This window comes from Saccharospirillum salsuginis (assembly GCF_014651855.1).
In the GTDB taxonomy this organism is placed as follows: Bacteria; Pseudomonadota; Gammaproteobacteria; order Pseudomonadales; family Natronospirillaceae; genus Saccharospirillum; species Saccharospirillum salsuginis.
Map to the genome: position 1 here is coordinate 16,531 of NZ_BMXR01000003.1, position 19,832 is coordinate 36,362.

The 19,832-nt window shown below is 59.8% G+C and carries 21 protein-coding genes; 6 read left to right on the forward strand and 15 right to left on the reverse strand.

Translation table 11 applies throughout. From position 1 onward, the window contains the following. Positions 1 to 6: 6 nt before the first annotated feature. The 3 genes from IE111_RS06265 to IE111_RS06275 all read right to left on the reverse strand — a co-directional run bounded on the left by IE111_RS06265 (position 7) and on the right by IE111_RS06275 (position 2,970). Positions 7 to 1,326, reverse strand: coding sequence for a TRAP transporter large permease (locus IE111_RS06265; RefSeq protein ID WP_189607668.1), 1,320 nt, complete (start codon positions 1,324 to 1,326; stop codon positions 7 to 9). After that, positions 1,326 to 1,880 carry a TRAP transporter small permease subunit gene (locus IE111_RS06270; protein ID WP_189607669.1) on the reverse strand — a complete coding sequence of 185 codons (555 nt, stop codon included), beginning with the start codon at positions 1,878 to 1,880 and terminating at the stop codon, positions 1,326 to 1,328. Before IE111_RS06270 ends, IE111_RS06265 begins: the two co-directional genes overlap by 1 nt. A 76-nt stretch (positions 1,881 to 1,956) precedes the next feature. Further along, positions 1,957 to 2,970, reverse strand: coding sequence for a TRAP transporter substrate-binding protein (locus IE111_RS06275; protein ID WP_189607670.1), 1,014 nt, complete (start codon positions 2,968 to 2,970; stop codon positions 1,957 to 1,959). Between the two features lie 232 nt (positions 2,971 to 3,202). Here IE111_RS06275 and IE111_RS06280 point away from each other — a divergent pair, with 232 nt between their 5' ends. Further along, positions 3,203 to 3,841 carry a hypothetical protein gene (locus IE111_RS06280; RefSeq protein WP_189607671.1) on the forward strand — a complete coding sequence of 213 codons (639 nt, stop codon included), beginning with the start codon at positions 3,203 to 3,205 and terminating at the stop codon, positions 3,839 to 3,841. A gap of 198 nt (positions 3,842 to 4,039) precedes the next feature. Here the strand turns inward: IE111_RS06280 and IE111_RS06285 are convergent, their stop codons facing one another. Continuing rightward, positions 4,040 to 5,038 (reverse strand): Gfo/Idh/MocA family protein, encoded by a 999-nt coding sequence (locus IE111_RS06285; RefSeq protein ID WP_189607672.1) that lies wholly within the window; start codon positions 5,036 to 5,038, stop codon positions 4,040 to 4,042. Between the two features lie 167 nt (positions 5,039 to 5,205). Here IE111_RS06285 and IE111_RS06290 point away from each other — a divergent pair, with 167 nt between their 5' ends. Further along, positions 5,206 to 5,505, forward strand: a complete 300-nt coding sequence (locus IE111_RS06290; RefSeq protein ID WP_189607673.1) for a hypothetical protein — start codon at positions 5,206 to 5,208, stop codon at positions 5,503 to 5,505. A gap of 612 nt (positions 5,506 to 6,117) precedes the next feature. Here the strand turns inward: IE111_RS06290 and tatC are convergent. The 7 genes from tatC to ubiE all read right to left on the reverse strand — a co-directional run bounded on the left by tatC (position 6,118) and on the right by ubiE (position 11,255). After that, a complete protein-coding gene (gene tatC / locus IE111_RS06295; protein ID WP_229805263.1) occupies positions 6,118 to 6,876 on the reverse strand; it encodes a twin-arginine translocase subunit TatC in 759 nt (252 codons plus the stop codon). Next, positions 6,857 to 7,246 (reverse strand): Sec-independent protein translocase protein TatB, encoded by a 390-nt coding sequence (gene tatB, locus IE111_RS06300; RefSeq protein ID WP_189607674.1) that lies wholly within the window; start codon positions 7,244 to 7,246, stop codon positions 6,857 to 6,859. The genes tatC and tatB overlap by 20 nt, the downstream gene beginning before the upstream one ends. A gap of 17 nt (positions 7,247 to 7,263) precedes the next feature. After that, positions 7,264 to 7,530, reverse strand: coding sequence for a twin-arginine translocase TatA/TatE family subunit (gene tatA / locus IE111_RS06305; RefSeq protein WP_189607675.1), 267 nt, complete (start codon positions 7,528 to 7,530; stop codon positions 7,264 to 7,266). 183 nt (positions 7,531 to 7,713) lie between these two features. Continuing rightward, the gene (locus tag IE111_RS06310; RefSeq protein WP_189607676.1) at positions 7,714 to 8,049 is read right to left on the reverse strand and encodes a phosphoribosyl-ATP diphosphatase; all 336 of its coding nucleotides are present in this window, start codon (positions 8,047 to 8,049) and stop codon (positions 7,714 to 7,716) included. Between the two features lie 187 nt (positions 8,050 to 8,236). Next, on the reverse strand, positions 8,237 to 9,862 hold the full coding sequence (ubiB, locus tag IE111_RS06315; RefSeq protein ID WP_189607677.1) for a ubiquinone biosynthesis regulatory protein kinase UbiB: 1,626 nt from the start codon (positions 9,860 to 9,862) through the stop codon (positions 8,237 to 8,239). Beyond that, on the reverse strand, positions 9,859 to 10,503 hold the full coding sequence (locus IE111_RS06320) for a ubiquinone biosynthesis accessory factor UbiJ (protein ID WP_189607678.1): 645 nt from the start codon (positions 10,501 to 10,503) through the stop codon (positions 9,859 to 9,861). The genes ubiB and IE111_RS06320 overlap by 4 nt, the downstream gene beginning before the upstream one ends. Next, the gene (gene ubiE / locus IE111_RS06325) at positions 10,500 to 11,255 is read right to left on the reverse strand and encodes a bifunctional demethylmenaquinone methyltransferase/2-methoxy-6-polyprenyl-1,4-benzoquinol methylase UbiE (RefSeq protein WP_229805264.1); all 756 of its coding nucleotides are present in this window, start codon (positions 11,253 to 11,255) and stop codon (positions 10,500 to 10,502) included. The genes IE111_RS06320 and ubiE overlap by 4 nt, the downstream gene beginning before the upstream one ends. Positions 11,256 to 11,400: 145 nt before the next feature. Here ubiE and hemB point away from each other — a divergent pair, with 145 nt between their 5' ends. From hemB to rho, 3 genes are all read left to right on the forward strand, one after another. After that, on the forward strand, positions 11,401 to 12,399 hold the full coding sequence (gene hemB, locus IE111_RS06330; protein ID WP_189607680.1) for a porphobilinogen synthase: 999 nt from the start codon (positions 11,401 to 11,403) through the stop codon (positions 12,397 to 12,399). Between the two features lie 172 nt (positions 12,400 to 12,571). Next, a complete protein-coding gene (gene trxA / locus IE111_RS06335; RefSeq protein ID WP_189607681.1) occupies positions 12,572 to 12,898 on the forward strand; it encodes a thioredoxin TrxA in 327 nt (108 codons plus the stop codon). Between the two features lie 159 nt (positions 12,899 to 13,057). Next, positions 13,058 to 14,314: a transcription termination factor Rho gene (gene rho / locus IE111_RS06340; protein ID WP_189607682.1), complete on the forward strand. Its 1,257-nt coding sequence runs from the start codon at positions 13,058 to 13,060 to the stop codon at positions 14,312 to 14,314. Between the two features lie 352 nt (positions 14,315 to 14,666). On the opposite strand, the gene IE111_RS06345 is transcribed toward rho, so the two are convergent. The 3 genes from IE111_RS06345 to IE111_RS06355 form a co-directional block, all read right to left on the reverse strand. Then, positions 14,667 to 15,173, reverse strand: a complete 507-nt coding sequence (locus IE111_RS06345; protein WP_189607683.1) for an REP-associated tyrosine transposase — start codon at positions 15,171 to 15,173, stop codon at positions 14,667 to 14,669. Positions 15,174 to 15,301: 128 nt separating this feature from the next. Then, entirely contained in the window at positions 15,302 to 15,871 is a 570-nt protein-coding gene (locus IE111_RS06350; protein ID WP_189607684.1) for an ATP-dependent Clp protease proteolytic subunit, read from the reverse strand. A gap of 271 nt (positions 15,872 to 16,142) precedes the next feature. Next, entirely contained in the window at positions 16,143 to 18,038 is a 1,896-nt protein-coding gene (locus IE111_RS06355; RefSeq protein ID WP_189607685.1) for an ATP-binding cassette domain-containing protein, read from the reverse strand. A gap of 65 nt (positions 18,039 to 18,103) precedes the next feature. Here IE111_RS06355 and IE111_RS06360 point away from each other — a divergent pair, with 65 nt between their 5' ends. After that, the gene (locus IE111_RS06360) at positions 18,104 to 18,529 is read left to right on the forward strand and encodes a DUF2390 domain-containing protein (protein ID WP_189607686.1); all 426 of its coding nucleotides are present in this window, start codon (positions 18,104 to 18,106) and stop codon (positions 18,527 to 18,529) included. 55 nt (positions 18,530 to 18,584) lie between these two features. On the opposite strand, the gene IE111_RS06365 is transcribed toward IE111_RS06360, so the two are convergent. After that, positions 18,585 to 19,793, reverse strand: a complete 1,209-nt coding sequence (locus IE111_RS06365) for a histone H1-like repetitive region-containing protein (protein WP_189607687.1) — start codon at positions 19,791 to 19,793, stop codon at positions 18,585 to 18,587. Positions 19,794 to 19,832 lie beyond the last annotated feature (39 nt).

The following is a 19,832-nucleotide window of genomic DNA, read 5'->3' on the forward strand; positions in this document are numbered from 1 at the left end:
TCCTTGTTATTGCCACCAGAGCGCCAGTTGCGGAAAGGCGATCAACAGCGCCAGAGCGACCAGTTGAAGCCCGATGAACGGCAACAGCGAACGGAAGATCTCGCCCAGGGAGATGTCTTTGGGCGCGACCGATTTCAGATAGAAGGCGGCCGGACCGAACGGTGGCGACAGGAAGGACACCTGCATGTTCATGCAGAACACCACGCCGAACCAGATCGGGTCGTAACCCAGTTCCTTCACGATGGGCACGAAGATCGGCATGGTCAGCAGGGCGACGCCGACCCAGTCGAGAAACATGCCCAGCACCAGCAGGATCAGCATCATGAACAGGATGGTGGCGAGACCGTGGCCGCCGCTGACGGCGAAGACGGTGTCGCGCACGAATTCGATGCCGCCCATCAGGTTGTAGACGCCCACCAGGGCGGTGGCGCCGATGCCGATCCAGATGATCATGCCGCAGGTCCGCAAAGTGGTGATGCAGGCCTTGCGGATCATGGCGTAATTCAGTTCACCGCGAATCAGGGTACTCAATGCGATGCCGAGTACCCCCAAGGCCGAGGCTTCGGTCACCGAGGCGACGCCGGTGTAGATGCTGCCCAGTACGACCATGACGGACAGGACCGGGAAGAACAGCGCCTTGAAGAAATTGGGCGCCGGGGTGTCGTCTTCGTCGGCCTGATCGGACGGCAATGGCGCCATCGACGGGTTCAGATGCGCCCGGGTCAACACATAGCCCATGTAGAGCAATGCCAGAATCAGGGCCGGCAGGAACGCGCCCTTGAACAGTTCGCCGATGGACACGTTGGCGGTCAAACCATAGATGATCAGCACGATGCTCGGCGGCAACATGGTGCCCAGCGCGCCGCCGGCGCAGGTGGTGCCGATGGCCAGACGCCGGTCGTAACCCAGACGCAGCATTTGCGGCAGGGCGAGAATGCCGAGCAGGACGGTTTCGCCGCCGATCACACCGGACATGGAGGCGAGAATGACCGCAACCACCAGCGTCTGAATGGCGACGCCGCCACGCAGCTTGCGACCGAGCCGGCTCATGGCGTCGAACAGGTCGCGGGCGATGCCCGAATGGTCGAGCAGCGCCGCCATCAACACGAACATGGGCACGGCCAGGAAGACGTAACTGCCGATGAAACTGTAGAGCCGGCTGCTGACGATGCCGAGCGCGTTCGGGCCGAACCAGCCCAGCGCGAACACCAGGGCGACAAAGCCGGTGACAAAGGCGAGCTGCATGCCGGTCAGCAACAGACCGATCATCAGCGCCAGCATCAACAGGCTGCCCCAGGCGATGCCGATCGAGGACAATTCAAACATCAGGCCTTCCTCAACAGTCGGATATCCCGCACCAGATGCAGGATGAATTGCACGGTCATGACCACGAAGGCCACCAGGATCAGCACCTTGATGTACGCCGGAAACGGCGGGTTCCAGGCCGAGCCGGACGTCTCGAAACGGATGTCGCCCCAGGGCGCCAGCACTGCCTTGCGTGCCATGGTCCAGCTGGCGAACAGCATCATGCCGCTGAAGGCGAGACCGAACAGGTGGTGCACGATGCGCAGCGCGGTGCGCGCCTTGTCCGAGACAGCGTCGTAAACCAGCACCACGCGAACATGACGATCGGTGGCGAGGGCGTACAGCCCGCCGAGAATGAACAACGCGCCGCCGAGAAAGGTGGCGGTTTCATGCACCCAGATGGTCGGATCGTCGAACAGATAGCGCCGGGCGATTTCGTAGCAGGACACCACGGCCACCAGCGCGAAGACCAGGCTGAGTTTCTGGCCCAGCCAGACAATGCCCCGGTCCAGGGCATTGCTCGCCCGTTCCGAGTCGATCTCGGACAGCGATTCCGGTGGATGGGATTCGGTCATGAGTATGCTCCCACACGTCGGATGGGACAGGAGGGGCAACGCCAGTGGCGTTGCGGTCTCCCATCCGTCATCCGTGTTACAGCAGGCCTTGGGATTCCAGGAAGGCGGTCACGGAGTCGTACACCTTCTGGGCGTTGGGGGACTGTTCCGCATAGGCTTCCCACTGGGTGCGGGCAATGGCGCGGAATTCCTTGCGTTCGGCATCGGACCAGTTGTGGATGGTGATATCCGGATTGGCCTGGGCCTCTTTCACCGCATCGACGTCCGCCATCGCCAGCTGGGTGCTGATGTCGTTGGCGAAATCACGCGCCGAGACCGTCAGGATGGCCTGAATGTCTTCCGGCAGTTCGTTCCATTCTTCCAGGTTCATCACCACTTCCAGCAACGGCAGGGAGTGGAAACCGGGATACACCGGGTGCGGGGCCACTTCATGCATACCGGCGGAATGGTTGGTGGAGAAGACGGTGTAGTCGGCCGCATCGATCACGCCCTTGCTCAGGCCGGTGAAAACTTCGGACCCGGGCAGGTTGACCGGAGAAGCCCCGGCCGCCGCGAAGACGGACTGCACCAAGCCTTCGGGGGCACGCAGCTTGAGGCCCTTGAGATCGTCGACACCATCGAGCGGTTTCTTCGACACGAAGGCTTCCAGACCCGTGGCGCCGCCACCGACGAACTTCACGCCATAGGGCTCATAGAGTTCGTTCATCAACTCATAGCCACCGCCGTAGTAAATGTAATCGATCAATTGGTCCGGGCTGGACCAGGCGCCGACGGTGTTGCCGATCAGGCCGAAAGCCGGATCCTTGCCGGAGAAATAGCCGGTCACCGAGATGTGGCCGTCGAGAATGCCCATTTCGATGGCATCCAGCGTTTCGGTGTGACTGACCACCGAGCCTACGGGCAGGATCTCGATCTCGACCCGACCGCCGCTCATGCGTTCGACACGCTCGGCCCATTGCTGTTTGATTTCGAAATTCTTGACCCCGGACGGGTCGGACGATTGGAATTTGAAGCTGTAGTCCGCCGCCTGGGCACCGAATGCCATGGCGGCACTGGCCAAACCGATAAGCCATGTCTGAGTCGTTTTCATCACTGTCTCCTGCGCGTTCTTTGTTGTTGTGGTGCGGTTGATATGAAACGAGTATACCGCAAAAGTTACCGGTAACATAGCCAATGATGTTACCGGTAACTTTTTGGAGTCTACCGAAGCGATTTCAGACTGACAAGGGTCCGGATGACAAATTCACATGTAAAAAATGCATCCAATCGTGTATCTGTGTCGTTTAGGTAATGAACCTAACAACAATCACGGAGACACACGGATGAAACTCGTTCCCACCCTGGGCGTCCTGATCGCCCTCAGTGCCGCCGTCCAGGCCGAATCGACGATGAACGTCGCCCACATGCACCTTGATCACGTTGGCACCGAATGGCCGGAAACGCCCAACCAGCTCGGACTGCTGACCACCGCGATAAACGAAGCCACTGTCGCGGAAACCCACATGACCCTCGCGCTCGACCACGGCGGCAACCTGGATACGCTGAAACAGCACGTCGGCCACGTGATTCACGCGCTCGATCCCGAGGAACAGGCCAGTGGGCCGGGTGCCGGTTTTGGTGTGATCGAAGGGACCGACGGCGCCGAGAAACACATGCTCTATGCCGCCCAATCCCCCGGCGCCTCGGACAACATCATCAACAACAACCTGTCGGTGCGTAACCCGTTGAAAAACGCCGAATCGCTGGCCAAAAAAGCGGTACGGCGTGGCAAGGCGGTGCTCGAAGCCGACTCCGTGGCCGGCGCGGAGGAAGATCTTCAGGCCATGGCCTGGTTGGTGAACGCCATGATCCACGGCATCGACGAAAACGGCGACGGCGTGATCAACGCGGACAAGACCGAAGGCGGATTGAACATCGCCCGCGAGCAACTGGCCGAGATCCGGGAAGCCGAGGGTTTGTAGGGTAGGTCGGCACGTCTGGTGAGGCTCGGTAATCTCCCCCGGTGGGCGTTGCCCACCCTACAGGGATTGACGCCGCGGGCTCGTAGGGTGGGCACCGCCCACCATTGGTATGAGACCGCAACGGCCGACCATTGGCTATTTTTCAAATTCGGGTGGTTGAATGACACCCCGATGGTGGCCAATGCCCACCCGGAGCCGTCACTCGAATGGGTACTTCAACCCCCAATCGGCCCGCATCTTATCCATCACCGCCATGATCGCCCGGCTCTCGTCCAACGGGATCACCGGGCTTTCGGTCTCGCCGGCGCGCAGACAGCGGGCCACCTCGGCGACTTCGTAAACAAAGCCGTTTTCCTCATGCATGTAGGGGTGAGAGGTACTGTCAAGAATCTCGTTGGTGCCGTCGTGGCGGTGGTGGATGAATTCCGGGCCAGACTGGAAATTGGGGTACTCGATGTAACCCTCGCTGCCGTAGACCATGACCTCCTGCTTCATCTTCAGGTTGAAACTGGTCGAAATCACGGCCGTGGCACCGGACGGAAACCGGAACAGATAGCTGGCGATCTCATCCACCCCCCGGTCGCTGAACCGGCACATCGACTCGATCTCATTCGGCAGTTCACCGACGAGATAACACAGCAGTGAAATCGGATAGATGCCCATATCCAGCGTCACCCCACCGGCCAGTTCCGGATCCTTGATGCGCGGTGCGTAATGCGGGGGCGCGAAACCGCCGAAGCTCGCCGTCAGGTGCTTCACCTCACCGACGATGCCCTCGCGCAATTGCTGTCGCAGCGCCCGCTGCGCCGGCAGAAACCGGGTCCAGATGGCTTCCATCAGAAACACCCCTTTGGCGCGCGCCTCGCTGATCAGGTCATCCGCCTCGGAAGCGTTCACGGTAAAAGGCTTCTCCATCAGGATCGGCTTGTTGTACGCCAGCGCCAAGCGGCCGTTATCATGGTGAAAGTTGTGGGTGGTGGCGATATAGACCACATCGATGTCATCGCGCTCCAGCAATGCTTCATAACTATCATATGCATCGATATCATAGTTTTCGGCAAATGATCGAGCCTTGCCGGGTGTCCTTGAGGCGCAGGCCACCATTTGGCTGTCCGCATCGTAGCGGACGGCATCGGCCAGTTTATGGGCAATGTTGCCGGCACCGAGGATGCCCCAACGAATCGGTTGCTGTGTCATAATCCCCTCCCAATCCTGAAAACCGTGCGTAAACGACCGCAAAAAAATGACCAATGGCCGTGCGCTGTCGGTTGCATTGTGTCAGTGTAAACCGCATTGATCGACTAGGATCAATGATAGAGGTACCCATGACCCGTCCGTTCATTTTGCTATCAAGGTTAAACACCATGTCACCCGTCATGCGCTTGCTGGCCGCCATCCTCGGCCTCGCCCTGCTCGTCTTTCTCTTCTGGATCGGGATGTTTGTCTTCCTGGCCTTCGCCGCCATCGGCGTGGGTCTGGCCGCGATCAACGCCATCAAGATGAAGCTGACCGGCCGCCCGCTCTTTGCCTCACGCTTCCAGAAAGCCTGGGAGGAACAGCAACGCCGCTACCAGCAACAACGCCCGGGCTCGTCCAACCGCTCAGACAGCGGTCGGGTCATCGAGGGCGAGGTTGTCGACAAAGACGACGACCACAAATCCTGAGTTACTCTGGTTCTGGATACTACTGTGGTACGGCCTTGGTGCCTGGGTTGAGTATTTTGCATATGGCCCGTACCAGGTGACGGGGTAGGCTCACTCGGGGTCGCCGTGAATACATCCATGTAGGCTAGACGGCAGCATCCATGCTGCCCACTTCCCCGATTGAGCCTACCCCGCCCCCTGGCACTCGCAGCAGTGCCAATTTCAACGTTCCATCCCTTCAAGTTCGGCATATTTATACGATGTTTGAGTAACCCGATGCGTAGATCCAGTCCATCTGATAGTCCTTGCTACCATTCAACTTTGTTTTTCAACGGATACGATCTGGGGGGGGGTTGTGACCCTTCTAGATATCAGTCCAATTCAATCAATACGTAAGCAGGGAATGGAGTAGCAGGCAATATTCTGAGTGACGGATGCCTGGGGTGTCTTCACCGGGGGAGTCGACGGCATGGATGCCGTCGTCTAGCCCCCATGGATGGGTTCACGGCGACCCCGGGGAAGACACCCCAGGTAGCCGGCACGGGCCATCGGCAAAAATCTCAACCCAGGCACCTAAGGCGGAGGCACTGTAGACCCCCGAGGCACTGGTCAAAGAAGCCGGAGCTCCCGGGGTTATTCAGCCTCGGCGGCTTCTTCTATGGATTTTTTCGGGATTAGGCGGCTGAACACCAGTCCGAGTTCGAACAGCAGCCACATGGGGACCGCCAGGATGGATTGGGATACCACATCCGGCGGGGTCACCAACATGCCGACGACGAAACAACTGACGAAAATGTAGGGTCGCTTGCTGGCCAGAGCCTCGGTCGTGACGATGCCGGCGCGTACCATCAGGAAGGTGGCGATGGGGATCTCGAACGCGAGCCCGAATGCGAAGAACAGCTTGAGGCAGAAATCGAGAACATTGCCGATGTCCGGCATCAGATTGATGTCTTCCGGCCCGACCGAGGTGAAAAAGCCGAACACCAGCGGCAGGACCACGAAGTAAACGAAGGCAACGCCCGCGTAGAACAACAACACGCTGGAGATGAACAGCGGAATGGCCACTTTGCGCTCGTGTTTGTACAGCGCCGGGGCAATGAACCCCCAAATCTGGTGCAACAGATAGGGCACGGATATGAAGATCGCCAGCACGATGGTCAGCTTCAATGGCACAAAGAACGGAGAGGCGACGCCGGTGGCGATCAACTGGCCGCCTTCGGGCAACAGGATCTCCAGCGGCCGGGCCAGAATCATGTAGAGGTCGCCGGCCAGGAAATAGAGGCCGAGAAAGACCACGAACACGACGATCAGGGATTTGACCAGCCGGTCGCGCAGCTCCTTGAGGTGCGCGACCAGGGGCATGGAGGAATCTTCAGGGTTTTCGGACTTCATCGTTGTCGGCATTCTCGTGAGCGGTTTCGGTCGCCGCGGATGGGTCGGCCGGTTTCGACGTGTCGGTCATCTTTGACTCCGACTCGGGCGGCGTGGACGGCACTTCGGCATCCTCACTGTCGTGGCTGGCCGGCGCCGGTTCGTCGTTGTTGCGGAAGGTCTGGCCTTTGGTCTCGGCCATGATCTTCTTGTTCAACTCGTCCAGTTTCACCTCCTGCTCCAACTGATTCTGAAAGTTGGACATAGTGCGGCGAACCTGACCCAGCGCACGCCCAATGGTACGGGCCACACCCGGCAGCCGTTCCGGGCCGATCACGACGATGCCGATGATGGCCAGCACCAGCAGCTCGGTAAAACCGATATCGAACATAGGGTTCTCTCAGCCGCTCAGTGCGTGCTCTTGTCGGTTTCTTTTTTGGTCTCGGAGTCCGCTTCGGAGAACTCGGCGTCTTTTTTCTCCAACGCCGCTTTGTCCTCGCTGTCGGACGCATTCTTGTCGTCCTTGGACTCATCCTCGTTCATGGCTTTCTTGAAGCTCTTGATCGCGCCACCGACATCGCCGCCCAGACTTTTCAGCCGCTTGGTGCCGAAAATCAGGATGACGATGGCCAGGACGATCAGTAATTGCCAAATGGAGATACCACCAAAACCCATCTTCTTATCCTCTCAGTCAATCTTCGTGAACGGCCACTGTGACGTGACGGTTCTGTATCAAGTGCTATTTGCGGTCAGACCAGGGCCGGCGTCAACCCCCGAAAAAATCGGATGCTCCCGCACCGGGATGGAATGGCGTCCTTCTCCTACTAAGGTAGCAGACGCTTAACCGCCCCTGACCTGTTATTGGGGGTCGCGGGCCGCCTTTTCATCCAGGCCGGACAGGCCGAATCGACGGGCGAGTTCGTTCAGAACGTCGTCGGGTTTCAGATCCAGCGCGGCCAGCATAACCAGGCTGTGAAACCACAGATCGGCCGTCTCGTAGACCAGCTTGTCTTTCTGCGCCGCGTCCGTGGAGGCGTTTTTGGCCGCCAACACGGTTTCGAAGGCTTCCTCGCCGACCTTTTCCAGAATCTTGTCCAGACCCTTGGCGTAGAGGGAGGCGACGTAGGAATCGTCGGCCGCCGCGCCCTTGCGAGCCTCCAGTGTCTCGGACAATTGTTGCAGAACATCGAGCATATGACACAACCTTTAACGTTTTATTGCAGTTTTCCCGTAATCCTGGGTGTCCTGCCGCCGACCACTCGTAGGGTGGGCATTGCCCACCATTCAAGGGTGTTGTAGTGCGGCCTGTCCATGGTGGGCGACCGAAACCGGGATGCCGGACCAGACGGACCGACCCACCCTACTGTTTGTGGTCGACTGGTCAGGGCCAGAGCAGCAGAACCGCGCCGAGCCCCAGGCCCGCCCATTGCTTTGGCGACAGGCTTTGCAACCAGGCCCCCGGATCGCCTGTCCAGAACACAAACAGAAGCAGCACGGCCGCGACCAGACGCCGCGTCAGCTTGCGGTTAGCGCGTTGTTGTTCGGCGCGGACTTCGCGCAGTTCGGCCTGGATACGCTGCTCCACACCGCCCACTTTGCGCAGGTTCATCAGGGTGTCGTGCACCAGGTCCGGCATCTGGGGGGCTTTGGCGATCCAGCCCGGCCCGTGTTGCTGGACGGCCTTGAGAAAGCGGGCGGGGCCGACCTGTTCGCGCACCCAGTTTTCCAGGAACGGCTTGGCTGTGGCCCAGAGGTCGAGCTGCGGGTACAGCTGGCGCCCCAGCCCTTCGATGTTCAGCAGCGTCTTTTGCAGCAAGACCAGTTGCGGCTGAACCGTCATGTCGAAACGGCGGGCGGTCTGGAACAGTCGCACCAGCAACAGGCCGAAGGAAATCTCGGCCAGCGGCTTTTCGAAAATGGGCTCGCAGACACTGCGGATGGCGGCCTCGAACTCGTTGACCCGGGTGTGCGCCGGTACCCAGCCGGACTCGACGTGCAGCTCGGCGACGCGGTAATAGTCCCGGTTGAAGAAAGCAAGCAGGTTCTGCGCCAGATAACTCTGGTCCTCGCGCGACAACGACCCGACGATGCCGCAGTCGATGCCGATGTACTGGGGCGATTCGGGGTGGGCCCGGTTGACGAAGATGTTGCCCGGGTGCATGTCGGCGTGGAAAAAGGAGTCGCGGAACACCTGGGTGAAAAAGATCTCCACGCCCCGCTCGGCCAGCAGCTTCATGTTGACGCCGGCCTGCTGCAACTGCTCGACATCGGCCACCGGTATGCCGCTGATGCGTTCCATGGTCAGTACCGACCGGCGGGTGTAATCCCAGTGCACCCAGGGCACATAAAGCGATTCCGATCCTTCGAAGTTGCGCCGCAAGGTGGCCATGTTGGCGCCTTCGCGGAGCAGGTCCAGTTCGTCCAGGATGGTCTTGCGGAAATCGTCCACAACCTCGATCGGGCGCAGCCGGCGACCGTCCGGGATGGTATTGACGAGGCGCGCCATCAGTTCCATCAACCGGATGTCCTTGAGGATGACCCGACGAATGGCCGGACGGATGACTTTGACCACGACCGATTGACCGTCCGGCAATTTGGCGGCATGCACCTGGGCCACCGAGGCCGAAGCCATGGGCTCTTCACCGAATTCCAGAAACAGGGTTTCGATTGATGCGCCGAGGGCTTCCTCGACCAGATGGCGCGCCCGTTTGCCCGGGAAGGCCGGCACCCGATCTTGCAGGTATGCCAATTCCTGGGCCATCTCCGCCGGCATCAAGTCGCGCCGGGTGGACAGAATCTGACCGAATTTGACGAATACCGGCCCCAGACTTTCCAGCGCCAGGCGCAGGCGACGGCCGTCGCTGCCGCGCGCCGGAATGATCCAGCGTAGCGGAAAGAACCACAGGGAAAAACGGATCAGCCAGGGCACCTGCTGATGGTTAAGCAGCGTATCGAGACGGTAGCGACTGAGTACCCAGGCAATGCGAATCAGGCGGATCAGGGTCACCGGCCGGTATCTCCCTCGTCCGGGCGGCGTTCGAGCCGCTGTTTCAAACGCGCGACACGCGCCGCCAGGCGGTCGGTGGCGAGCCGGGTGGCGTGAACCTGCTCGGCATGGTGCCGCCAGAGTGACGCGGGCACCAGCCAGCCACTCTCCTCGCGCAGGTAATTGCGCAGGGTGCGATCGACCGATCGGGTCTGGGCGCGGGCCATGCCACCGAAAAAACGCAAACCGTCGGCCAGCAGGTGCGCCGGCAGATCGCCGAGCCGGTCACCCAGCGCCATTTCCCAGTCGATATCGAGATCGGACAGGATGTCCTGCAGGGTGAAGAAGGTGCGGGTATCGCCCTGGATGTCGATGTGGTGGGCCATCATCGCCTGGGTCCGGTCCTGGGCGCGCAGAACCGCGAACAGATCGCTGGCACGGCCGGACACCCGGGCATGCACCTCGTCCGGCCGACTGAAGTCGACCAGCACCCGGGCCTGATGTTCGTCCCCGTCGATGGTGAGCGCCAGGGTAAGCGAGGGCTCACTCGTTTCCAGCATCAGGGTTTTACCGACCAGGGTGGTCAGCCGCCGTCGGGCGACCGGGTCGTACTCAAGCGCTCGGTTGATCACCGTTTGCAGCGGCAACGCCAGCAGACTCATGCCTTCACGCCTCGATGCAGGGCGACGACCCCGCCGGTCAGGTTGTGGTAGCGCACCTGGGCGAGGCCGGCGTCTTCCATCATTGCCTTGAGCGTGTCCTGATCCGGATGCATGCGGATGGATTCGGCCAGATAACGGTAACTGTCCGGGTCGCCGGTGACCATGCGGCCCATCAGCGGCAGCGCCTTGAAGGAATAGACATCGTAGGCCCGGCTCAACAGGTCGTTGCGAGGTTTGGAAAATTCCAGCACCAGCAGTCGGCCGCCGGGCTTCAGCACCCGGTTCATTTCCGACAGGGCTTTTTCCTTGTGGGTGACGTTGCGCAGACCGAAGGCGATGGTGATGACGTCGAAATGATTGTCCGGAAACGGCAGGCTTTCAGCGTTGGCCTGGACCGTCTCCAGGTTGCCGGCGATGCCCCGGTCCGCCAGCCGGTCGCGGCCGACCTTGAGCATCGAATCGTTGATGTCGGCGAGGATGACCTGGCCTTCGGGGCCGACCCGGCGGGCAAAGTCGTAGCTCAGGTCGCCCGTTCCGCCGGCGATGTCGAGCACCCGTTGCCCGGCGCGCACGCCGGACAGCTCGATGGTGTACTTTTTCCACAACCGATGGACGCCGAACGACATCAGATCGTTCATCAGGTCGTACTTTGCCGCCACCGAGTGGAACACATCGGCCACTTTCTTCTGTTTCTCGCCGGTGGCGACCGTCTGGTATCCGAAATGGGTGGTGTCTTTATCCGACATGGGCATAGGACCGGTAGCTGAAAGTGAAGTGGCCCGCATTGTAGCGACTTCACCGGTTCGGGGCGACTCTCGTTGGAGGTCTGAGACGGCGGAGAGGCAACTCACGATCTGTTATGCTACCCCCAATTCAAATCACCCGGAGCCATCACCCATGCGCGACTTCCCTCGCACCCGTATGCGCCGCTTGCGCGCCCACGACTTCTCCCGCCGCCTGGTGCGTGAGCACCGACTGACCGCGGACGACCTGATCTACCCGGTGTTCGTCCTCGAAGGGGAGCAGCAGCGCGAGGCCGTGCCCTCGATGCCCGGTGTCGAGCGGCTGTCGATCGACCTGCTGGTCGAGGCGGCGCGTGAGTGGGTCGACCTGGGTATTCCGATGGTGGCGTTGTTTCCCGTGGTGCCGACCGGGAAGAAGTCGCTCGAAGCCGAGGAAGCCTACAACCCGGACGGCCTGGCACAACGTGCCGTGCGGGCCTTGAAAGCGGCCTACCCGGCGCTCGGTGTGATGACCGATGTGGCGCTGGACCCGTTCACCACACACGGCCAGGACGGCATCATCGACGACAGCGGCTATGTGATGAACGACGTCACCGTCGAGACCCTGGTGCGCCAGGCGCTGTCACAGGCCGAAGCCGGCGCCGATGTGGTGGCCCCGAGCGATATGATGGACGGCCGCATCGGTGCCATCCGCGAAGCCCTGGAAGACGAGGGCTGTCCGAACGTGCAGATCATGGCCTATTCGGCCAAGTACGCGTCCAGCTACTATGGCCCCTTCCGCGATGCGGTCGGTTCGGCCGGCAATCTGGGCAAGGCCAACAAATCCACCTACCAGATGGACCCGGGCAACACCGACGAAGCCCTGCACGAGATCATGCTCGACCTGCAGGAAGGCGCCGACATGGTCATGGTCAAACCGGGCATGCCGTATCTGGACATCGTGCGCCGTGTAAAGGAAGAATTCCGGGTACCGACCTTCGCGTACCAAGTCAGCGGCGAATACGCCATGCACCAGGCCGCGGCCCAGAACGGCTGGCTGGATTTGAACGCCGTTATGATGGAAAGCCTGGTGGCGTTCAAGCGGGCCGGGGCGGACGGTATCCTCACCTATTTCGCCGTGGACGCTGCGCGCCAGTTGGCGAAAAACGACTGATACGACCTTTTAGGGCTTGAAAACCGAAGGCGGTGGGGTCATGTTATGGGCCTCAGTCAATCGGCCGGACCTGATCCGCCTCCCGGGTAGATCCACGCCGGAGGGCTCCAACCCGGCGTTTGCGACAGACTTCACACTCTTCTTTAAACCAGGACGAACGGTACAGCACCTGATGAGCGAACATATTAAGAACGTAAGCGACGACAGTTTCGAATCCGATGTACTGGGCAGCGAGACGCCCGTACTGGTCGACTATTGGGCCGAATGGTGCGGACCCTGCAAAATGATCGCCCCGGTCCTGGAAGAAGTGGCCGACGAATACGCCGACAAGATGACCGTCGCCAAGCTGAACATCGACGAGAACCCCAATACGCCGCCGAAATACGGCATCCGGGGCATTCCGACGCTGATGATGTTCAAAGGCGGTGAAGTCATCGCCACCAAGGTGGGCGCGTTGTCCAAGACGCAACTGATCGAGTTTATCCAGGGCAACTTGTGATAGACTGTTTCGGGCCGGTTTTGCCGGTCCGAAACTTTTCTGGACAGCCCGGGCGACTCCGCCTATAGTGTCCCTGATCCATTTTTTCCAACGCTTTCCAACCACATCTCCGGGCGGCCTGCCCGATCATCATCCCAAGACAATACAACCTCAAACCCTATGAACCTGAGTGACTTAAAAATAAAACCTGTGCCCGAGCTCTTGGAAATCGCCAAGGACATGGGCCTCGACAATGTTAACCGTGCCCGTAAGCAGGACCTGATTTTCACCATTCTCAAAAAACACGCCAAGAGCGGCGAGGATATCTGGGGTGATGGTGTCTTGGAGATCCTGCAGGACGGTTTCGGTTTCCTGCGGTCGGCCACGGCTTCCTATCTGGCGGGCCCGGATGACATCTATGTGTCTCCGAGCCAGATCCGGCGCTTCAATCTGCGCACCGGCGATACCATCTCCGGCAAGATCCGCCCGCCGAAAGAAGGCGAACGCTATTTCGCGCTGCTCAAAGTCGACAAGATCAACTACGAGCCGCTGGAAAGCACGCGCAACAAAATTCTGTTCGAGAACCTGACGCCCCTGTTCCCGCAGGAACGTTTGATGCTCGAATCCGGCAACGGCTCCACCGAGGACCTGTCCGGCCGAATTCTCGACCTGGTCTCGCCGATCGGCAAAGGCCAGCGCGGTCTGATCGTCTCCCCACCCAAAGCGGGTAAAACACTGATGTTGCAGCACGTGGCCCAGGCCATTACGCGCAACAATCCGGAGACACACCTGATTGTGCTGTTGATCGACGAACGGCCGGAAGAAGTGACCGACATGCAGCGCTCCGTGCGCGGCGAGGTCATCGCCTCCACGTTCGACGAACCGCCGGCGCGTCACGTCCAGGTCGCGGAAATGGTGATCGAGAAGGCGAAACGCCTGGTCGAGCACAAGCAGGACGTTGTTATCCTGCTCGACTCCATCACTCGTCTGGCGCGTGCCTACAACACCATCGTACCGAGTTCCGGCAAGGTGCTGACCGGTGGTGTCGACGCCCACGCCCTGGAGCGCCCGAAGCGGTTCTTCGGTGCCGCGCGGAACGTCGAGGAAGGCGGTTCGCTGACCATCATGGCCACCGCCCTGGTCGATACCGGCTCGAAGATGGACGAAGTGATCTACGAAGAGTTCAAGGGCACCGGTAATATGGAAGTGCACCTGGACCGCAAGATCTCCGAAAAACGCATCTTCCCCGCCATCAACGTCCGCCGCTCCGGCACCCGCCGCGAAGAGCTGCTGACCAGCCAGGAAGAACTGCAACGGTTGTGGATCCTGCGCAAGCTGTTGGCCGAAATGGAAGACGTCGCCGCGATCGACTTCCTGATCAACAAGCTCAAGCAGACCAAGACCAACGAAGAGTTCTTCAAATCGATGAAGGGGTAAAAAAGCCCACGTTTATCAAAGCATGCTTTGATGGGCTTTTTTACGACCGGCCAAGGATGGCCGGGCTGGAACAGCGAACAAGGACGTGGCTCCCTCCGAATTAAATCGAACCTCATGCATGCTTTGATGGGCTTTTTTTACGGCCGGCATGGATGGCAGGCCGAATTGTAATGTTGGATTACGCGCATACGCGTTAATCCAACCTACGGGTCGGCTTTTGGTATAGATACCGGGCTGAATTGCATTGTTGGATTACGCGCTCACGCGCTAATCCAACCTACGGTTGGCGCCGGTAGTAACCTTAAGAGTAGGTTGGATTAGCGCGTGAGCGCGTAATCCAACATCCCGACCCTTACTCCCAACCAACCCCTTCCAAACGCCCGGGCTCAACCGCCCATTCTTCCGAATACACCCCCAACCGCACAAACTTCCGGAAACTCGAATACGGCCAATCACCGGCTCGTGCCACATACCCATGCTTCACGGGGTTGTAATGGATGTAATCCACATGACGGGCGACATCCTCATCGTCACGCAACGTATGCTCCCAATATCGACGTTGCCAGACTGAAGACTGTGATGCCTTACCAACCTCAGAGTGTTTCGAGAACCAGGTTTTGATCAGTCTCCAACGCCGAGCAAAGTCCGCATCATCTATTGGGAGAGACCAAATACAATGGAGGTGGTCCGGCAATACAACCATCGCGTCCAATTCGAACGGGTACTTGTGGCGAACATGTCGAAGGGCGTTTCTGAGGGTGTTGATTGAGTCGTCGGTTGTGAGAAGCGGTTGTCGATTGTGGGTCACGACCGTGAAAAAATAACGGCCGCCCGCTACGAAGTTCCTTCTATAGCGCATGGGGCTTCCTTGGTGGTTGAGTATTGTTGGATTACGCGCTGACGCGCTAATCCAACCTACCGTGTGAATTGACCCGGAATATTTGTAGGTTGGATTAGCGCGTCAGCGCGTAATCCAACACCCGGCGATCAATCCATCTCCTTCGCCGACCGAATCACCTTCTTAACAATCCCGTACTCGATCGCTTCATCGGTGGTCATCCAACGGTCGCGTTCGATGTCCTTGCGGATCTGTTCGATGGGCTGGCCGGTGGCTTCGCTGATGATCCGCGCCAGGCGTTCGCGCATGCGGATGATCTGTTCGGCCTGGATGGCGATGTCGCTCGCCTGGCCGCCGACACCGCCGGAGGGCTGGTGGATCAGGAAACGGGTGTTGGGCAGGCAGTAGCGGTCTTCCTTGTCGGCGGCGAGGAAGATGTGCGTGCCGGCGCTGGCGACATAGCCGGTGCCGATGACCTTCACCTTTGAATCGACGTACTGAATCATGTCGTGGATGCTGTCGCCGGCTTCGACGTGACCGCCCTGGCTGTTGATAAAGAGGGTGATGTCGTCGTGGGATTCCTCGTCCATGGCCAGCAGCTGGCCGATAACCTTCTTGGCCATTTCCTGGTCGATTTCTTCACAGATCAGGATCTTGCGACCCTTGACCAGACGGTCAGCCACGGGGTCGAGCTTTTGTTCGGTTTTCTCGTCTTTCATTGGATTCTCCAGTCGGTATCGGAGCCTTCATCCAGGGGGACAAATGCGACACCCTGGTTGAACATCAGGCTTGACAATTCGTTTTATTCACATTTTCACACAGTGGCCACTTAGGCCGCTATTTCTCGGGTACTGCTTGAATGTCAACCCATAAACCCTTGATTTCATGGGCTTTTCAGCGTCGTCTAATTTTAGACCAGAATCGGCGAAGGCGTTGAAGACGGGCCTCGGGGCAATGTGCACAAAGCTTATCCAACAACTTATCCACAGATTATGTGGATGCCTCCGCCGCTTCCAACTCCTCGGACAGGCTCAACCACTCCTGCTCCAGGGCGTCCACCGTTTCGCGCCATTCGCCCTGCTCCTTAAGCCGGGCCTGGAGGCTGTCTTTGCGGTCTTCCTCGTACAGTGACGTGTCGCCCAGCTGGTTCTCGATGTCGTTCAACCGCTGCTGGGCTTTGTCCAGATCGGTCTCGATCTTTTTCAGTTTGCGCATCAGGGGCTTCAAACGTTCGCGCTCGGCGGCCTTCTGCTGACGCAGGGTCTTTTTATCCACCGTGGGGGCCGCCACCTCGGTCTCGCGCCGCTTCAATGTCTCCGGCTGTTTCAACAACATCTGAAAGTAGTCGTCCAGATCGCCACTGTACTCGGTCACGCGACCGTCGTGGACCCACCAGAAGGTATCGGCGGTGTTGTTCAACAGGTAGCGATCGTGCGAGACCAGAACCACAGCGCCGTCGTAACTCTGCAAAGCGAAGTTCAACGAGTCGCGAACTTCAAGGTCGAGGTGGTTGGTCGGCTCGTCGAGCAACAGGACATTGGGTTTGCGCCAGGCGATCAGGGCCAGGGCGACGCGCGCTTTCTCGCCCCCGGAGAATTGCCCCACGGGTTCGTCGGCCCGTTCGCCGGAAAACCCATAGCGGCCGATGAAGTTGCGCAGTTCCTGGTCGCGCACGGTCGGGTCGAGCCGGCGCAGGTGCTCCATGGCACTGGCCGAACTGTCGAGCGACTCCAACTGGTGCTGGGCGAAGTAGCCGATGTGCAGGTGCTGACCGCGAATCAGATCACCTTTCATCGGCTCCAGCGTGCCGGCCAGGGCTTTCACCAGGGTCGACTTGCCGGCACCGTTCAACCCCAACAAGCCGACACGCATTCCCGGGTGCAACGTCAGTTTGACGTCCTCGATCACCGGCCGGTCGCCATACCCCAGACTGACCTGGCTCAGGCTGATCAGCGGGTCGGAGACCTTGTCGTGGCAGGGGATGCTGAGGTTGTAGCCGTTATCCACATGCGCCGGCGCGGTCAGCGTCATCCGCTCGAGCATCTTGACGCGGCTCTGGGCCTGCTTGGCCTTGGTGGCCTTGGCCTTGAAACGATCGACGAAGCTCTGAATCTCGGCGACACGGGCTTGCTGTTTCTCGTACTCGGCCTGCTGCAACCGCAACCGCTCGGTTTTCTGCCGCTCGAACTGGGTGTAGTTACCGCGATAGGAGACCAGTTCGCCCTGTTCCAGGCTGAGGACACTGGTGGCGACGCCGTCCATGAAATCCCGGTCGTGCGAAATGAAAAGCAGGGTTCCGGGGTAACGCTGCAGCCAGCGCTCAAGCCAGTAACAGGTATGCAGATCGAGGTGGTTGGTCGGTTCGTCGAGCAACAACAGGTCGGCCGGCGCCATCAGCGCCCGCGCCAGATTGAGTCGCACCCGCCAACCGCCGGAAAAGTCCGACACCGGACGCTTGAAATCGGTGACCTGAAAGCCGAGACCCATCAATAACTGTTCGGCCTGGCTGCTCTTCTGGAAGGCCTGGTAGGCGTCCAGCGCCCCCAGGGCGTGCGCCATACGATCGTCGTCACCCGTGGCTTCGGCGGCGGCCAGTTCGGCTTCCAGCGAGCGCAGATGGGTATCGCCATCCAGCACGAAGTCGAGCGCGAGCCGGTCGACGGCATCGACTTCCTGAGCCATGTGGGCGATTTGCCAATTGGCCGGTACCCGGGCTTCGCCACCGTCCAGGCCGAGGTCGCCCTGCAGGACCTGGAACAAGGTGGATTTGCCACTGCCATTGGGACCGATCACGGCCGCGCGCTCACCCGCGTGCAAGGTGGCGGATGCCTGATCCAGCAACGGTTTGCCACCGCGCTGGATGGTGATGTTCGATAGTTTGATCATGGCGCGGAGTTTACCAATGCTCTGTGGTAGTGTCTCTAAGAGCCTCGGCATTACCTGGATCGATCATGGATTCGCTGAACCATCACCCCTTGTGGCGCTTCGCACTCGACGTGTATCCACGCGCTCAATCGTCTCTGTTGCATTGGCAGGATAGCTACGGCATCCACGTCAACGACCTGTTGCTGTTGGCGTTTGCCCGGGATCGCGACCAGGGGTTGGACCTGGGGCGCTGGTACCGGATCGAAACCGGCCGACCCCGGGCGCTGTTACGCCGCGTGCGTCGGCTCCGCTATCGATTGAATCGTGATGACCCGAGACGGGATGCCGCCCTGCGTTGGGAGCTTCAGTTGGAACAGATCGACCTGGCGTTGCTGGCCGAATGTCTGGATGAGAACGGCACCGACATGCCGCGCAGCGCCGCGAGGCTAGCCCGGCATTGGCGATTGGACGAGCAACAAACAGTCGTGGACTGGGTACGGTCGATAGGATAGCGGATAAGGCGGAATACCGACGGAAGCGGAAGGTCCGCTTCCGTCGGGTAAGACATCAGGCGTCTTTTTTCGGATCGAACAGGCTGCGGCCTTCACCGGAGGGGACGGTGTTCACCAGCGGCTTGTTGTCATCCTTGTCCTTCTGGGTTGTATCCTGGTTGTCCGCAGGCTTTTCACCGGCCTTGTCATTGGACGGCTTGGGCGGTTCGGACGGAGTTACCGGAGCCTTGGGCGCGGACGGTTTCTCCTCGGGTTTGTCCGTGCTCGGCTTTTGCTCCACCTTGGGAGCAACCGGTGTCGGCGCTTCAGCTTTGGCGGGAGAGGCCTTAGGGGCTACCGTCGCTTTTTTGGCCGCAGGCTTCTTCGCAGCCGTCGACTTTTTAGCGACTGTTTTCTTGGCGGCGGACTTCTTGGCTGCGGTTTTCTTCGGTGCCGCTTTCTTAGTGGCCGCCTTTTTGGCCGTGGTCTTCTTGGCAGCGGCCTTTTTAGCGGTGCTACCAGCAACAGCCTTGGTGGCGGTTTTCTTCGCTGTGGTCTTCTTAGCGGCCGTCTTCTTGGCTGCGGTCTTCTTCACCGCAGTCTTCTTGGTAGCCGCTTTTTTCTTGGCGGTGGTTTTCTTGGCCGCGGTGGACGGGGCCGCCGCTTTCTTGGCCGTGGATTTCTTGGCTGCGGTCTTCTTGGCGGCGGCCTTGGGCGCTTTCTTGGCCTTCTTGGCTTTTGCTTTGGCGGCTTTCTTCGCCTTGGCGGCCGCTTTCTTGGCCTTGGCTTCGGCTTTCTTCGCTTCGGCCTGGCGCACCTTGTCCAAGGCTTTATTCAACGCATCGGCGGCTTGCTTTTCATCTTTGGACGCCTGGTACGCTTCCTTGGCGGCATCGAGCTCGGTCTTCAGAGACTCGACAGCGGATTTGGCGGCGTCCAGTGTCGCCTCGGCCTTGGCTTTCTGATTCAGGGCGGCCTTGGTTCCGCTGGCCTTGGCGCGTGCGGTGGCGGCTTGTTGCTTGGTTTTTGCCGCCGCCAGGTTTTTCTTCGCCGTGGCCATGCGTTTGGTCAGTTGGTCGCGCAGTTTTTCGGCGTCTTTCAACGCCTTGTCGCGCGCTTTATCCAACTCCTGTTCCAGCTTGCCGATTTCGGTTTTCAGCAACTCGACCGGAGACGCCATTACCTGGGCGGCAGGAGCGGTTTTTTTCGCGGCCGGACGACGCTTGGCAGCGGTCTTCCGGGTTGTGGCTTTTTTTCTTACTGCTTTCTTTTTGGCGGCGGCCATGAGTCTATCCCCTCAGTCTTTGCCTAGTGTCCTGTACTA

Excerpts from the sequence above, each read along its gene's own strand:
- IE111_RS06345 (WP_189607683.1), bottom strand. The coding sequence starts at position 15,173 with ATGCGCTATAGAAGGAACTTCGTAGCGGGCGGCCGTTATTTTTTCACG.
- IE111_RS06280 (WP_189607671.1), top strand. The coding sequence starts at position 3,203 with ATGAAACTCGTTCCCACCCTGGGCGTCCTGATCGCCCTCAGTGCCGCC.
- IE111_RS06285 (WP_189607672.1), bottom strand. The coding sequence starts at position 5,038 with ATGACACAGCAACCGATTCGTTGGGGCATCCTCGGTGCCGGCAACATT.
- tatA (WP_189607675.1), bottom strand. The coding sequence starts at position 7,530 with ATGGGTTTTGGTGGTATCTCCATTTGGCAATTACTGATCGTCCTGGCC.
- IE111_RS06360 (WP_189607686.1), top strand. The coding sequence starts at position 18,104 with ATGGATTCGCTGAACCATCACCCCTTGTGGCGCTTCGCACTCGACGTG.
- tatC (WP_229805263.1), bottom strand. The coding sequence starts at position 6,876 with ATGAAGTCCGAAAACCCTGAAGATTCCTCCATGCCCCTGGTCGCGCAC.
- rho (WP_189607682.1), top strand. The coding sequence starts at position 13,058 with ATGAACCTGAGTGACTTAAAAATAAAACCTGTGCCCGAGCTCTTGGAA.
- IE111_RS06320 (WP_189607678.1), bottom strand. The coding sequence starts at position 10,503 with ATGAGTCTGCTGGCGTTGCCGCTGCAAACGGTGATCAACCGAGCGCTT.
- IE111_RS06265 (WP_189607668.1), bottom strand. The coding sequence starts at position 1,326 with ATGTTTGAATTGTCCTCGATCGGCATCGCCTGGGGCAGCCTGTTGATG.
- tatB (WP_189607674.1), bottom strand. The coding sequence starts at position 7,246 with ATGTTCGATATCGGTTTTACCGAGCTGCTGGTGCTGGCCATCATCGGC.
- IE111_RS06310 (WP_189607676.1), bottom strand. The coding sequence starts at position 8,049 with ATGCTCGATGTTCTGCAACAATTGTCCGAGACACTGGAGGCTCGCAAG.
- IE111_RS06275 (WP_189607670.1), bottom strand. The coding sequence starts at position 2,970 with ATGAAAACGACTCAGACATGGCTTATCGGTTTGGCCAGTGCCGCCATG.
- IE111_RS06270 (WP_189607669.1), bottom strand. The coding sequence starts at position 1,880 with ATGACCGAATCCCATCCACCGGAATCGCTGTCCGAGATCGACTCGGAA.
- ubiE (WP_229805264.1), bottom strand. The coding sequence starts at position 11,255 with ATGCCCATGTCGGATAAAGACACCACCCATTTCGGATACCAGACGGTC.
- IE111_RS06350 (WP_189607684.1), bottom strand. The coding sequence starts at position 15,871 with ATGAAAGACGAGAAAACCGAACAAAAGCTCGACCCCGTGGCTGACCGT.
- trxA (WP_189607681.1), top strand. The coding sequence starts at position 12,572 with ATGAGCGAACATATTAAGAACGTAAGCGACGACAGTTTCGAATCCGAT.
- hemB (WP_189607680.1), top strand. The coding sequence starts at position 11,401 with ATGCGCGACTTCCCTCGCACCCGTATGCGCCGCTTGCGCGCCCACGAC.
- IE111_RS06355 (WP_189607685.1), bottom strand. The coding sequence starts at position 18,038 with ATGATCAAACTATCGAACATCACCATCCAGCGCGGTGGCAAACCGTTG.
- IE111_RS06365 (WP_189607687.1), bottom strand. The coding sequence starts at position 19,793 with ATGGCCGCCGCCAAAAAGAAAGCAGTAAGAAAAAAAGCCACAACCCGG.
- IE111_RS06290 (WP_189607673.1), top strand. The coding sequence starts at position 5,206 with ATGTCACCCGTCATGCGCTTGCTGGCCGCCATCCTCGGCCTCGCCCTG.